Consider the following 17,410-nt stretch of genomic DNA (forward strand, 5'->3'; position numbering starts at 1 on the left):
TGCTGTTTGTGTGTAACGAAACAGCATGAATATTCATTTTCTGTTAATAAACAGTATTAATTTCAGAATTCTCGTGATCTTTAATTCCTTTTAGCAGGTCTTGTATAAAACTATCCAGAGAAATCAGATTTCCTAATTTTTCGTAGAGGTCTTTAGGGCACATCAATCTCAAATAAACACCATCCTGATATACTTCACATTCCAGATTTATTCCATAAAAGACTAAGAGATTATCATGATATACATTCAGTTTTCCGTTTACAGTATTTTTAGAACTTACTGAACCTTCTTTGATATATAAATTAAGATAACCACTCATGTTTTCGTCTATATCAAAACCTGTTTCCTGCAGAGTATCTTTTCTTATAGTTTCGTACGGAATACCTTGATAAGTTCTGTTTCGCAGGTAAGCTATATAAATTTCAAGAATAGATTCCATAGTAAGGCTGGTGATACCTTTTGCGTATGAAATTGGTAATGCATTATCAGTAACGCCCAATATCTTATTGATATCCATACCTTTCACTTCCTGCTCTCTTCCATTTACCATAAAACTATACAGCAGTCTTTGATCTGATTTAACAGTGCTTAATATCATTTCATAAAAACCAATAAAAAATGCACTAACCGGAAGATTGTTCTTTTTCGCCATTTTTTTGATACTTTTAAATCTATCATCCGAAATAACTGTTTCCTGTATTACATTCACCAGCTCTTTATTAGGATTAATTTCATTATGGTACAATGGCGTTTCCTGCAAAATGTCTGTCCAATATTCTCTTTCTTTCATTCCTTTATCAGATGATAAGAATTTTTCTTTTTCAACTATAAAATCAAACGGATGGTAATAATCAGACTGTTTACCTTCACCTTGGAAATAGTTACACAACTCTGTATAAATTCTATTTACTGAATAATGATCTAAAAGGGAATGATGTATTCTTAAAGTAACCACTGCATTTTTTCCAGAAGCATCTTCCTGCAATACAAGACATCTTATTAGGGCTCCATTAACTAAATCAAATGGTTTTTCTAAAAATTCATCTGTTATTTCAGAAATCTGTTTTTCTTCTGTCAAAGAAATATCATGTATTAATATTTCTAATGCTACATCGTTTGGATGAATATATCTCTGGAATACTTTATTCTCTATTGTTTCAAATTTGAGACTTAAGGCTGGAAAATCTAAAAGGAAGTTTCTAAAATCTTTTTCAAAAGTATCCTTATTAAAATTATACATCTTGTCTCTCATTGTTACACAAGCATATTCATATTTGTAGAATCTTTGCTGGTTGGGTGACAATTCCATTAAATCTCCATATAACCATTCTGTTCCCGTTTTTATATAAGGAGATTTTACAAAGCCTGAATTTGTTTCTTCTGCTTTTAAAGCTAAACTTTCAATAAGATTTTGCAGTTGATTTTCGTAAGCACGAGTCAGTTTTTCAATGGTTTCTTCAGAATATCTTTCTGATGAATAACCAATAGACATGCTCAAACTTCCTGAAACCATCATTCCTGAAACGTCCAGTAAAATATCGCTCTTAGTATTAACTACTGCTGCTGATGATCCTATATTTTCAGAAGCAAATTCAAACACATTCTCTCCTGTAGAATTTCCGGCATTTGAACCAAAATCTCCAAGATAATTAAATTGAATACTTGGCACTAAAGCTGCATCAAAAGCTTTATCGAGATAATTTAAAATTCCATAACCAATTCCTTTGTTTGGAATTTTACGAAGGGATTCCTTAACCGAAACCAACGGCTGATCTCCTGAAATATCCAGAACAAATGGATAAACACTCGTAAACCAGCCAATAGTGCGGCCAATATCGACTCCATCAATGATTTCCTCACGACCATGTCCTTCCATTTTTACTCCAGTCTGACTGATTCCGAAAACCTCTTCGACAGCCAAGCCCAATCCTGTTAAAAGCAGATCATTAATTTCTGTTTTATAAACATGGTGAACCTGGGTCTGCAGCTTATCGGTCAGCTGATTGTTAAGTACAAAACCATTTCTTTTATCAAGGCTGTTAAACTTTTCGGGAGCTGCATAATCCGATGGAAGCTGAGGCAGAACCGCTCTGGAAACATTATCCCAGTATGGTCTTTCCTGCTGCATCTTTGGACTTTTAGCAAAATCCTGTTGTAAAGAAGACCAGCGCTGAAAAGAATCTGTTTTTAAAGGAAGGTTCAATGAAGTTCCTGTTTGTTTGGAAAGATACAGAGCAGATAAGTCTTCGAGTAAAATACGCCATGAAACACCGTCTATAACTAAATGATGAATAATTAACGCTAGACGGTCTCCATCTGAAAGTCTGAAATGACCAACATGAAATAGAATACCTGAACTGATATCAAAGCTGCTTTGTAAATCGTTTCCAATATTTTTTAATGACAAAAGCTCATCTGATTCGCCTCTTAAATCGTGAAATTCAATTTTATGATGAATCCCTGATGAATCAGCGTTATATTGTATCCAGCCTTCTGCCTCTTGTTTGTAAATCATACGAAGAGCATCATGATGTGTGATAAGAGAAGTAATACAATCTGATAACACTTTTGTATCAAGTTCGTCTTTGCTTTTAAGCACAACCGATTGATTATAGTAATTTTTGTCTGACAAAGTTTCACTTTCAAAAAAGTAATGCTGAATAGGCGTCAATACTGATAATCCTTCAACCTCTGACTGGTCTGTGGTAACTGTACCGGCTTCAATTAAAAGAGCAAGGTCTTCTAATATTGGATTTCTCAATATCTGGTCAACTTTTAATAAATAACCATGCTGTTTTAATTTAGATATTAATTGAATCGATTTAATTGAGTCTCCTCCTAAATTGAAAAAGCTGTCATTTATACCAATATTTTCGTATTTTAAAACTTCAGACCATACGGCGGCCAGAATTTTCTCCTGAGCTGTACGCGGTTCTATGTATTCGGTTTTGATTAAATCTTCTTCCTTAACTTCCGGAAGAGATTTTCTGTCTATTTTACCATTACTCGTGAGCGGCATAATTTCTAACTGAACATAATAACCAGGAAGCATGTAATCTGGAAGAATTTTTCCTAAATCTGACTGAATTGCTCTCTTATCCAAAACAATGTCTGCTGTATAATAAGCTGTCAAAAATTTATCTCCATCTTTTACATTAGGAACTACTACAGATTGTTTTACTCCTTTTATTGCTGATAGGTTTCTTTCAATTTCTCCTAATTCGATTCTATGTCCTCTAATTTTTATTTGATCATCTACTCTGCCCAAATAAACCAAATTACCATCTGGAAGCCATTTACCAATATCACCGGTTTTATATAAACTTGTTCCGTCCTCAAATGGATTTGCTATAAATTTCTCTAAAGTTAATTCCGAACGATTCCAATATCCTCTGGCCAAACCAGAACCTCCAATACAGATTTCGCCTATAACTCCTTCTGGTTGTAAATTATTATACTCATCAAGAATGTAGACAGCAGTATTAGCGATAGGCTTTCCAATCAAAATTTCTCCTTCTGCAGACTCTGGTTCATATATTGTACATCCTACTGTAGACTCTGTAGGACCATACTCATTGACAATTCGAATATCCGGATTAAGATTTTTTAATATCCTTACATGATCTTGCTGAAGTTCTTCTCCTCCTACAATTGCTAATTGAACTTTACTTGAGGTTAGTCCAAGATTTCCTAAAACACTTATATGAGCAGGAGTTAGTTTTACACAGGCTGTTTCACTTGTAAAATATTGTTCTAATATATTCTGAAAAGTATCACTTGATTCAAAAACATTTAAACTGCCTCCACTTATTAACGGCAGGAAGAAACTTGTTACTGTTAAGTCAAAAGACAACGAAGTAAACAAACCAAAATTAGTATTTGTAAGTCCTTCTTTTAGATAACATTCTTTTGCCCAAATCAAATAATTGGTCAATGAACTATGTTCTATCATAACCCCTTTTGGAAGTCCTGTAGATCCTGAAGTGTAGATTATATAAGCCAAATCTGACGGCTCGATATTAATTTTATCTGCAATCAAGTCTTTTTCAGAAGGATTAAACTCTGTGTCGATCAATAAAACATTACCATTATAGAAATCTAAATTCTGTTTAAAAGAAGATTCTGTTATTAATAATATAAGTTCAGTATCTTTTGTTATGAATTCTTTACGATGATCCGGTAATTCAGAATCAATTGGTATATAAGTACTTCCAGACTTTAGAATTCCTAATATCGCAACAACCAGCAACTCACTTCTTGTTAAGTGTATACCAATTTTATCTCCTTTGTTTACATTATAATTCGCTTTTAGAGAATAAGCCAGTTGATTTGATAAAGTATTCAGTTCTTTATATGTCAGTTGCAGCTCATTATAAACAACAGCAATATTATCAGGGGTTTTCTGTGCTTGTTCTTCAAATAATTCAACTACAGATTTATCCTTTGGATATGCAATTGCAGTATCATTAAAATCAAATAATAGATGATTTTTTTCTTCTTGGCTTAAATAATCGATAAGCTGGATTTTTGTTTCAGGCTTCTTGATCATTTCATCTAATAACTGTTCAAGATGAATCGCTGTTTTTTCTACAAAAGCAGCATCATAAATATCTGTATTGTAATTAATTCCTAATTTTAAATTATCCTGCTCCAGGAATGTAAATACTAAATCAAACTGAGATGTTTTAATATTGGCTTTGTACTCATAAACCTCTAATCCCGATAATTTATCGTTTTCAACATTATTAAGTTTTGCCTGGCTTTGAAGCCCTACCATAATGTCAAATAAAGCAGATCTGCTGTTATTTCGTTTGAGTTCAAGATTATCGACTAACTCATCAAAAGGATAATTTTGATGCTCATAACCTCCTAATATTACTTCTTTTTCATGGCGCAACAAATCAAGGAAATTAAAATCCTTCTCTACTTTTGTTCTTAAAGCCAAAGTATTCAGATAAAGTCCTATTTGATTTTCAAGATCTGGATGCTCACGACCTGCAATAGGCGAACCAATCACAAAATCATTTTGTCCTGTGTATCTGCTTAATAAAGCGTTCACTCCGGCCATCAATGTCATGAATAATGTAACATCGTGTTTTTGTGAAAAAACTGTCACTTTCTCTAAAAATGAATTTGAAAACTGGTAATTCACAAAGTCACCATTATAGGTTTTTACCAAAGGACGTTTCTTTGATACCGGTAATTCAATCACCGGAAGTGAACCTGAAAATTGATTGAGCCAATAAGCTTCAGATTTTTTATAATGCTCCAGTTGTGATTCCTGATTTAACCAGGATGCATAATCTTTATACTGAACTCTCAATTCAGGAAGATTTACCTCTTTTGAATCAACTAATGCATTGTAAATCGTTACCATTTCTTTAACCAGCAGTTCTGATGACCAGCCATCTCCAATAATATGGTGCATGGTCATAAAGAAGAAGTATTCATTCTGTGCCGATTTTATCAATGAAACACGAACCAGCGGAGCTTTTTCTAAATTGAAAGCAATTCTGTTTTGAATGGCAATATATTCTTCTACTGCTGCTTCTATTTTAGTATTTAAACTGAAATCAATATAGTTTAAACCAAAATTCAAATCATCTGTAGGAGTTATAAACTGGCGCAGTTCTCCTTCTTCATTTATTTTAAAAGAAGTACGCAGAATTTCATGTCTTTTTAAAAGATAAATAAAAGATTCTTCAAATTTTAGTACATCCAATTCTCCTTTAAGCTGTAAAGCAGCCGGCATATTATAAGCTAAAGAAGCTGTTTCGAACTGACTTACAATCCAAAATCTATTTTGAGCAGGTGTTAAAGGGTACGAATCTTGTAAAGCGGCTTTCTCAATTGGAATATATTGAGTGTTTTGTAATTGTTTAGACAAAGTTTCTATTGTTGGGTTTTCGAAAAATGCTTTTATCGAAACATCCAATTTCAATTCTTTTTTGATCTTATTGATCACTTTTACAATCAATAAACTATGTCCGCCCAATTCTAAGAAATTATCATGTATTCCAACAGAATCAATCTTTAAAATTTCCTGCCAGATGTTTACCAGTTTTTCTTCAGTTTCGTTTCTTGGCGCAGCATATTGGTTCTTAATTACATCTTTACCAGATACATCTGGCAGTGCTTTGCGATCTGTTTTCCCATTAGAAGTTAATGGAATTTCAGATAATGGAACAAAAAATGACGGCACCATATATTCTGGAAGATTTTGTTTTAAATACTGTCTTAAATCTGACTGATTTAGTTCTGATGATGAAACATAATAGGCAGCAAGTATTTTACTGTCGTTTCTTTCCTTAACATCAATTACAACTTGTCTTACCTCATCAGAATATTTTTGTAAGCAGGCTTCTATTTCTCCCAGTTCGATACGATGTCCTCGTATTTTAACCTGATCATCTATTCTTCCAAAATATTCGATATTTCCATCTGGCAGCCATCTTCCTATATCTCCGGATTTATATAAAGTATCTCCGTTTTTATATGGGTTTTCTATAAACTTATCAGCCATTAAATCAGCACGGTTCAAATATCCTTTAGACAAACCCGCACCTCCAATGTAAATTTCTCCGGCAATTCCTTTTGGCTGCAGGTTTTTAAATTCATCCAAAATACAGATTGTAGTATTTGAAATAGGTTTTCCAATTAAAATCTCTTCATCGGATGAAGTAATTTCATATACAATACAGCCAACTGTAGTTTCTGTTGGTCCATATTCATTGTAAATTTTCATTGATGGATTTAACCCTTTTAAAATTTGTATTTGCTTTTGGGTTAATGCTTCACCTCCAACAACTGCAACTTCGACATTACTTGTTTTAATATCAAGTCCATCTAAAGCACTTATGTGAGCAGGTGTAATTTTAATACCAGATAATTTACCGTTAAAGTATTCTTTCAGGATATCCAGAACATCTTCTTTCGGATCAAAAACTTTTAAAGAACCTCCTGTAATAAGTGGTAAATACAAGCTTGTAATTGTTAAATCAAAAGATAAAGAAGTAAACAATCCAAAATCAGTGTTTACAAGCTGGGAAGCCAAATAATGTCTTTTACCCCAATCCAGATAATTAAACAAAGAACGATGTTTAATCATTACTCCTTTTGGATTTCCTGTAGAACCCGAAGTATAAATTACATAAGATAAATTGTCATATAGATTTTTAACCTCAAGATTATCTTTTGAATATTTCTCATAAATTTCGGTAAACAATCCTAAAGAAGAATCATCTATTACAATTTTACAGTTACTATCCTTTTCAATATACTCAATTCTGTTCTGTGGATAAGCCGGATCAATTGGAACATAAGCTGCTCCTGATTTTAAAACTCCTAAAATTGAAACTACAAGTTTTTCACTTCTGTTTAATTTTATTCCAATTACATCATTTGCTTCTACTTTATAATTTTCAGATAAATAATGCGCAAACTGATTCGCTTTTTCATTAAGTTCTTTATAGGTAAACTCAATATCTGCAAAGCGTAAAGCAATATTCTCAGGAGTTTTGCGAACCTGGTCTTCAAACAAATCCACTACAGTTTTTTGATCGTTATAATTAAAAACGGTATCGTTAAAATCTACTAAAAGTTCTTGCTTTTCCTGATTAGATAAATAATCTATTGAATTAAGATCCGCAGAACCTGATTTGCTAAATTCTTCGGTAATTTTTAAAAAGTGAGACGAAAGATTCTCTACAAATACTTCATCTAAAACCTCAGAGTTATAGCCAAAATCGATTTTTAAGGCTGTATCCGAAGGCGTTGCAATGATATTAAAATCATAGTTTGTTTGTTCAAAAACAGCTACTTCATCAATATAGAAACTTTTAGTATCTGCACTTTCTTTAGTACTGTCATCCATTTCCTGAACAAAATAATTTTCAAAAGTCAGCAGAGTCTTAATCAATTCATTTCCTAAATTGCTCTGAGACTGTACTTCAGATAAATTGATATAATGGTGTGATGCACTTTGAATTGCCTCTGTCTGAATTCTTTTTAATAATGTTTTTGGTGTGTCTTCATCAGTATATTGAAGTCTTACCGGAATTGTATTAATAAATAATCCTACCATCGTTTCTACTCCGGGTAATTCACCTGGTCTGCCTGAAACTACTGCTCCAAAAACTGAATCCTGTGTATTATTATATCTGGAAAGTAAATAACCCCAAACACCCTGAACAAACACATTAAGAGTTACTCCTGTTTCCTGGCAATAACGCATAACATCCTGATATAAAGCACCCTCTATATTAACTTTAAAATGCTTGATTTCGAAATTTGTTCCGCTTTTAGTTTTTTTCTTAAATGGCAGATCAATAACATTTTCTAAACCATTTAAATATTTTTTCCAGTATTCTAATGATACTTCTTTATTTACTTTTGACAGCCATTTTATGTACTCAGAATATTTTAATGCCACGGGAAGAGCAGCATCCTCGTTTGTAGAAACAGCACTTAAAATAATACTAAAATCATTAATTAAGATACTCATACACCATCCATCCATCAAAATATGATGATAACTCCAGATAAACACATATTTGTTTCTTTCAACTTCAATGATTTTTAATCTCATTAATGAAGGTTGTTCAAAGTTAAATCCTTGTGCTTTATCTTCTGTTTTTATTCTTTCAATGTATTGTTCGATAGTTTCACTATCGTTCTTTTCCATTTTTTGATATGAAAAATTACTTTCTACATTTTTATGAACAATTTGCAGTGTCTGATCTCCAAAACTATTTGTAAATGAAGTTCTTAAAATAGAATATCTTGAAATTAAATCATCAAATGCCTGTTTACAATTTTCAATAGATAATGTTTCTGCATTTATGGTATACACCATTTGTTCAAAGTACATTGGACTTGAATGATCTGCCAGCCAATGGTAATAGAATCCTTGCTGTAAAGGAGATAATTCATAAATATCTTCTACATTGTTATCCTGATTTATTTGTTTTAATTCTTCAAATGATAAATTGGTGTATGTTAAATCTGAAGGTGTTAATTGTGTTTGTTTCGTTTCTGAAAGTTCTGTAATAAGCACCTTTAGCTGATTTTCGTATGCACGAGTTAGTTTTTCTATAGTTTCTTCAGAGTACCTTTCTGATGAATAACCAATAGACATACTTAATCCGCCGGCAGCCATCATTCCTGAAACATCAAGCAAAATGGTACTTTTTGTATTGCTGACATTTACAGACGATCCTATGCTTTCTGGAGCAAATTCGAACACTGCCTCTCCTGTAGAATTTCCGGCATTAGAACCAAAATCCCCAAGATAGTTAAACTGAATACTTGGTGTTAAAGAATCTTCAAAAGCAGTATCGAGATAATTTAAAATACCATAACCAATTCCTTTGTTTGGAATTTTACGAAGAGAATCCTTAACCGAAACCAACGGCTGATTTCCGGAAATATCCAATACAAACGGATAAACACTGGTAAACCATCCAACAGTACGGCCAATATCAATTCCGTCTATAATTTCCTCACGACCATGACCTTCCATTTTAACCGCAGTCTGGCTGGCACCGAAAACTTCTTGAACTGCCAGACCTAATCCAGTTAAAAGCAAATCGTTAATCTCTGTTTTATAAACATGGTGAACCTGGGTTTGCAGTTTTTCAGTCAACGCATTGTCAAGTACAAAACCATTTCTTTTATCAAGCACTGAAGCCTTTACAGAATTTGAAAAATCTGAGGCAAGCTGAGGCAGTTTCGTTTTTGAAATTTTATCCCAATAAGGTCTTTCCTGCTGCATTGCATGACTTTTAGCAAACTCCTGCTGTAAAGAAGACCAACGCTGAAAAGAATCAGTTTTTAAAGGAAGGTTTGTCGGAGTTCCTGATTGATATGAATGATACAAAGCCGATAAGTCTTCAAGCAAAATACGCCACGAAACACCATCAACAACCAAATGGTGGATTATTAATCCTAAACGGTCACCATCTGAAAGTCTGAAATGTCCAGCATGCAGTAAAATTCCCGAACTGATATCAAAACTGCTTTGTAATTCATTTCCAATATTTTTAAGTGATTCCAATTCATCTGCATGACCTCTTAAATCATAAAAATTAATTTTATAATGAGGGTTAGAAGAATCAGCATTATATTGTGTCCATTTCTGCTGTTCTTCTTTATAAACCATACGAAGAGCGTCATGATGTACAACAAGTGAAGCAAGACAATCTGATAAAACTTTTGTATCAAGTTCATTTTTGCTTTTAAGCACTACTGCCTGATTGTAATGGTTTTTGTCTGGTATCGTTTCGCTTTCAAAAAAGTAACGCTGGATAGGTGTCAATACAGACAATCCTTCAACTGCTGACTGATCTGCAGCAACTGTACTGGTTTCAATTAAAAGAGCCAGATCTTCCAATACCGGATTTCGCAATATCTGATCAACTTTTAACAAATAACCGCGTTGTTTTAATCTTGAAACGATCAAAATTGATTTTATAGAATCGCCTCCTAAATTATAGAAGCTGTCTTTTACACCAATATTTTCATATTTTAAAACCTCAGACCATACAGCCGCCAAAACTTCCTCTTGCGAAGTACGTGGTGCGATGTATTCAGTTTTAATTAAATCTTCTTCCGTAACCTCCGGAAGGGCTTTTTTGTCAACTTTACCATTACTTGTCAGCGGCATGACATCCAGTTGAATGTAATATGTTGGAAGCATGTAATCAGGAAGGATTTTTCCTAAATCTGACTGAAGATCTTTTTTATCCAAAGTAATATCTGCTGTATAATAAGCAATCAGGATTTTGTTTCCATTAATCTCTTTTACATCAACAACTACCTGTGCTATTTTATCTGAACAACTTACAAGACTATTTTCAATTTCTCCAAGCTCAATTCTATAACCTCTAATTTTTACCTGATTATCTATTCTTCCCAGAATATCAACATCTCCATTTGGCAGCCACTTTCCTAAGTCTCCGGTGTTGTACATTTTTGTACCTTCTACAAATGGGTTTTCAATAAACTTTTCTGCTGTTAATTCCGGTTTGTTTAAATAGCCTCTTGAGATTCCATCGCCCGCCACATAAAGAGTTCCTGCAATTCCTACAGGAACAGGCTGAAGGGATTCGTCTAAAATATAAACGGTACTGTTTTCTATAGGCTTACCAATAACGATTGTAGGAGTATTCAGGTTTTCAATATCGTGTGTTAAAGAAAAAGTAGTATTTTCTGTAGGCCCATAAGCGTGCGTTAATTTAATATGTTTGTAGGTATTGAATATTTTTTCAACATGTTTAGGAGATACCATCTCTCCTCCAAAAATTAGATGGTCTATTGTTTCAAAAACCTCAATATCATTATCTACTAATTGGTTAAACCAGGCAGTTGTCATAAAAAAGCCATTTACTTTTTCCTGTCTGATGACATTTTTAAGGCAATTAGTATCTAATAAACACTCTTGTGTAGTCATTACTAATTTGGCACCATTTAATAATGTTCCGAAGAAATCAAAAATAGTAGCATCAAAAGAAATTGCTCCGGTACTTAAAAGCACTTTATTTTCATTTAAAGGAAAATATCCTCCAGGTTTTACAAGTCTTACAACACTTCTTTGTTCAACCATTACACCTTTAGGATTACCTGTAGTTCCAGAGGTATAAATTACATAAGCTAAATCCTGAGGAGAATTCACAGACAAAAGGTTGTTTTTTGTATTTTCTGTTTTAGATGCCTCAAAAGCCTCCCATTCGGCAGCATCAATAATTATTTTACAGCGAGTATCATCTTCAATATATTTTATCCTGTCTGCCGGATAATTAGCATCAATAGGAGCATAAGCGCCTCCTGATTTTAAAATACCCAGAATTGCCACAATCAATTTGTCACTTCTGCCTAATTTGATTCCAACAAAATCATCTGGATTAATCTTATAATTCTCTCTTAAATAATGTCCAAGCTGGTTCGCCTTCTCATTAAGTTCTTTATATGTTGTTTCTTTACCTTCAAAAACAACAGCTGTATGATTTGGTGTTTTTAGTACTTGTTCTTCAAACAATGCTGCTATTGTTTTATCATTTGGATAAGCCGTGGCAGCATCATTAAAATCAAACAGAAGACGTTGTTTTTCCTGAGAACTCAAATAATCGATATGCTGAATCTTAGTTTCAGGCTGTTCAATCATTTCGCTTACTAACTGCTCAAAATGACCTGCAATTTTTTCAATAAAAACAGCATCATAAATATCAGTATTGTATTCAATTCCAAGCAAAAGACCATCATTTTCCATAAAGGCAAAAATCAAATCAAACTGTGCTTTTTTATGATTAATTTCCTGCTCATTGATTTCAAGACCTAATAATTTATTACTTTCAAAATTATTTAGTTTTGACTGGCTCTGAAGCACAACCATAATATCAAATAAAACAGATCTGCCGCTTTCGCGTTTTAATTCCAGTTTATCAACCAGTTCGTCAAATGGATATCCTTGATGCTCATAACCTCCTAGTATAATTTCTTTTTCATGGCGTACTAGATCCAGAAAATTGAAATTTTTGTCCATTTGTGTACGGAAAGCCAAAGTATTTAGATAAAGCCCTATTTGATTTTCTAAATCAGAATGTTCTCTTCCGGCAATAGGTGAACCTACAATAATGTCTTGCTGTCCGGTATATCTGCTTAGTAAAGCATTAATTCCAGCCATTAAAGTCATAAATAGGGTAACATCGTGTTTTTGTGAAAAAACTGCTAATTTTTCAGTAAAGCTTTTAGGAAATTGATAGCTCAAATAATCTCCATTATAAGTTTTTACCAAAGGACGTTTTTTAAATCCAGGCAGCTCAATTACAGGAAGTGTACCAGAGAATTGATTTAGCCAATATGCTTCAGATGCTTTATAATGTTCTTGCTGTGCTTCCTGATTTAACCATCCGGCATAATCTTTATATTGAATTCTCAATTCAGGTAAGTTTATTTCTTTTTCCTGAACTAGAGAATTGTATATGGTTACCATTTCTCTAAATAATACAACAGATGACCATCCGTCACCAATTATATGGTGCATTGTCATAAAGAACACATATTCGTCTTCTCCTGATTTAATCAATGAAACACGCAATAATGGTGCATTTTCTAAATTGAAAGCAGTAGTATTCTCTTTAGAAAGATAAGTTTCTATAGCAGTTTCTTTTTCAGTATTAGAACTTAAATCGATATATTTGATATTAAAATCCAACTCTTCCATTGAAGTAATAAACTGACGTGCTTCTCCATTTTCATCTAATTTGAAAGAAGTGCGTAAAGCCTCATGTCTGTTAATCAAAAAGCGGAATGATTCTTCTAATTTTACGCTGTCCAGCTCTCCTTTAAATTTAAGGGGCATAGATAAATTGTAAGCCAAAGATGCATCTCCAACCTGGCTCAAAACCCAAAATCTATGCTGTGATGCTGTTAATGGATATGATTTTGATACAGCCGCTTTTTCAATAGGAATGTATTTTTTCTCTTTTAACTGCTTAGATAAAGCAGCAATCGTAGGATTTTCAAAGAATGTTTTTACAGAAGTATTTAATCCTAATTCTTTTTTTATTCTGTTAATTGCTCTAACAGCCAGTAAACTGTGTCCTCCTAAATCAAAAAAGTTGTCTGTTGTTCCAATTTTATCAATTTTTAAAACTTCCTGCCAGATAACAGCCAGTTTTTCTTCGGTTTCATTTTGAGGAGCAGCGTATTCTTTTGCTGCTAAATCTTCTAGTTTAACAGCCGGAAGTTTTGTTTTGTCAATTTTACCATTTTTAGTCAATGGAAAACCTGTCATGTGTATAAAAGCCGATGGAAGCATATATTTAGGAAGCTTATTTAAAAGCTGTTCTTCCATAAAGTTTTTATCAATTTCAGAATCAGATACATAATACAAAACAATCATCTGTTTATTTGTATCAGCAATTGCTTTAACACTTTTAACAGCAGGAATTTCGGCAGTAATATTTTCTATGGCATCTAATTCTATTCTGTGTCCGAGTATTTTAACCTGATTGTCATTTCTGCCAATAAACTCCATGGTTCCGTTAGGCATAAATCTTCCTAAGTCACCAGTTTTGTATATTCTTTTCTGATTGGTAATTCCTTCAACAGGTCCTTTTAGAAAAGCTTCTTTTGTACGTTTTTCATCATTAAAATACCCTCTTCCCACGCATGGACCTGCCAGATAGATTTCACCCTTAACTCCTACCGGAACTCTTTCTTTATTCTCATCAAGAATATGAACCTCGAAATTTTGTATAGGCTGTTTCATTACCGGAACAGAATAGCTTTGAGGAGTTTCCTGCATTACAAAATGCGACATATCATCAGAAACTTCTGTAGCTCCGTACGTATTTACAATTGGTATCTGCGGGTAAGCATCAAGCCATCTTTTAACCATAGCTTTGGTTAAAGTTTCGGCATTTAAGATCAGTATATCAAGATGAAGTGTAATTTCGTTATTTTCATTTTCAAGATAATTGAGAATTTCCAATAAATAAGAAGGTACCAGTTCTAATAATGTAACCTTGTCTTTTGCTATATTGTTTACAAATTCGTTAATTTCCAGAATTGTTTCTTCATCGTAGATTACACTTGTTCCTCCAGCTGCTAGGGGCGCAAAAAACTGCCAGACAGAAATATCAAAAGTATGCGGTGCATTTTGTGCAACAACACTTTCCTGAGTTATGTTCATTTCTGTAATCTTGGCCAAAATATGATTGATCATTCCATAATGTTCAATCATAGCTCCTTTTGGTCTTCCTGTAGAGCCGCTGGTGTAAATTACATAAGAAAGATCCTCTGGTCCTATTGCAACATTTAACGGAAGAACTGATAAGTCATTTAAAAATGCTTCAATAGCATTTAAATCAATTACCGCAATCTCAATAGGTAATGCTTTAAGCTGTTCTACAACACTGCTGTCATCTGTAATTACAGCTTTTAAATTTGAATTTTCGATGATGTGCTGCAAAGCATCATCACCAAGATTTACAGCAACCGGCACGTAGGCGCTTCCGGTTTTCCAAACAGAAAGGATACTACTTACCATATTGATGGATCTTGAAAGCATTATACCAAAAAGATCATCTTTTCCTGCTGTAAATTCATTCTGGATATAACGTGCAAGTCTATTAGTATTTTGATCTAATTCCTTATAAGTTATGTTTTGATCCTTACATGAAATGGCAATTTTTTCAGCTTGGTTTTCGCACTGTTCTGCAAGCAGTTCGATAATGTTTTTATCAAGTGAAAAGTCTGTTTCTGGCAAGTTTATCTGGCTCAGAAGCTGTTGTTCTTTATTTCCTCTAAATTCTATTTTACCAATTGGTCCGTATAAATTTTGGAGTGTTTCGTTTAATAATTTATTAAAATTATCTCCAAAAAGATACAGCAGATCATTATCGATCATTTCGCCTTTGCATACAATTTTTAATGCAGGTGTATTGCTTTTAAAATCAAAAACAAATACAGCTTTAGCAGTATCCATGATATTAGTATTGGCATCATTTATAGTGATCCCAAATGAAATTTTATTTTTGAAGTCTTGAAAGTTTAAAAAAGAATCTTTAAAAATTTCTAAATCAAAACTATTCTCTATTGATTCTAATAAAGATGCTTTGCCTGCCGAAAAAAGGCTTTTGAAATTTTCAGTTTTGTCAAATTGATGTTTTAGAACAAAAAGCTCGTTTGCGTTTTCTGCATAATCTTCAAATTGTGACAAGGGTGAAATGAAAATAGATGTTTCTTCATATTTATGAAGCAAAACACTTAAAACGCAGGAATAAAAGTTATACATCAGTATATCAGATCCATTGCAGATTTCCTGAACTCTAGTTACATCTTTTATATCCAGATTTAATTCAATCTGAGAGTTTATGTGACTCTCAGATTTTATATGTACTCCTTCAAAAAATGTACTTGAATCAGTATTTTGATTTTCGTTTAAAAATCTATTTAAAAATTCCTCAGTTTTAGCTTTCTTAAGACTCAATAGTTTCATAGCTCAGTGTACTTTTTTTAATTTCAGACATTACTTCTTTTAAACATTGTTTCAGAACATCTACAATTTCATCTAACTGCTCCTCGTTGATTACAAGTGGAGGTGAAATTTGAAGGTGATTTCCTAAAAGTCCATCTACAGAACCTCTTCCCGGATACAATACAACTCCCTTTTGAATTGCTTTTTCACCCAGCATTTTTGAAATTCCCATAGAAACCGGAAATGGTTCTTTTGTGCTTTGATTTTGAACAATTTCAACACCACATAAAAGCCCTTCGCCGCGAACATCTCCAACAATTTCAAACTCATATAATGCTTTTAGTTTTTCAAGAAACAAAGCTCCCATTCTCTTAGCATTACCAATAACGTCTTCTCTTTCTAAAATATCCATTACTTTGTTTCCTACAGCGCAGCCAACAGGATTACAAGCAAAAGTATAACCGCCCAGAAATGGTGTTTTAGTATCTATAAAAGGCTGTGTAACATAGGATGAAGCAATTACGGCTGACAAAGGAAAATAACCTCCGCTCATTCCTTTTCCCGCTGCTATAATATCTGGTACAACACCGTAATTATCCATACCGAAATTTTTACCTGTTCTTCCAAAACCTGTCAGGATTTCATCTGTAATAAAAAGGATTCCGTATTTTTTACATATTTTTGAAATCCCGGCAAAATAATTTGCAGGAGGCGGAACTGCTCCCATTGCAGATGCAATAACTGGTTCTGCAATAAAGGCTGCGATTGATTCCGGCCCTTCTTCAACAATAGTAGTTTCAAACTCTGTAAGCAGGCTTTGAACAAATTGATCTTCGTTTAATTCTTCAGGTCTTCTATAATTGTAAGCCGGAGAAATGTGAGGAAAATTATTAAGCCACTGTTTGTAAAGTTCTCTTCTAATTTTCATTCCTCCCACATCCAGCATAAAAACTGAGTTTCCATGATAAGTATTCCATCTTGAAATTACTTTGTAACGACTAAAATCTCCTCTTAACTGATGAAATTGTAAGGCAAGTTTAACAGCACTTTCTACCGCTTCAGTCCCGCTCATTACTGTCCATGCTTTGCTAAATCCCGCTGGCGCAAAAGAAACAAGACGATCTAAATAACTTTCGACTACATCTGAGTTAAAAGCATGCGTTGGTAAAACAGATATTTTTGAAACCTGCTGGTGAATTACATCTGCAATTTCAGTTCTCCCGTGTCCTATATTTGAAACTGCCGAAGATCCTGAAGATGCATCTAAATATTTTTTACCATTTTGGTCATACACATATACACCTTTACCGTAATCAATTTTAGGGTAAACTTTATTCATATCCGGGCATACTGCCATAGATTGTATTAAGGATTTAATCATACTGTTTTTATTTAGTGGTTAATAAATATCTGTTTGTAATGGTTTTAAGA

General features: G+C 33.2%; 2 protein-coding genes. Both read right to left on the bottom strand.

What is annotated here, in order from left to right:
- Nucleotides 1-43 precede the first annotated feature (43 nt).
- Nucleotides 44-16,000: a non-ribosomal peptide synthetase gene (locus tag PQ462_RS15835; protein ID WP_274250713.1), complete on the bottom strand. Its 15,957-nt coding sequence runs from the start codon at nt 15,998-16,000 to the stop codon at nt 44-46.
- A complete protein-coding gene (locus PQ462_RS15840; protein WP_274250714.1) occupies nt 15,981-17,360 on the bottom strand; it encodes an aminotransferase family protein in 1,380 nt (459 codons plus the stop codon). Before PQ462_RS15840 ends, PQ462_RS15835 begins: the two co-directional genes overlap by 20 nt.
- Nucleotides 17,361-17,410: the final 50 nt, after the last annotated feature.

It is taken from the genome of Flavobacterium sp. KACC 22758 (genome assembly GCF_028736135.1).
In the GTDB taxonomy this organism is placed as follows: domain Bacteria; phylum Bacteroidota; class Bacteroidia; order Flavobacteriales; family Flavobacteriaceae; genus Flavobacterium; species Flavobacterium johnsoniae.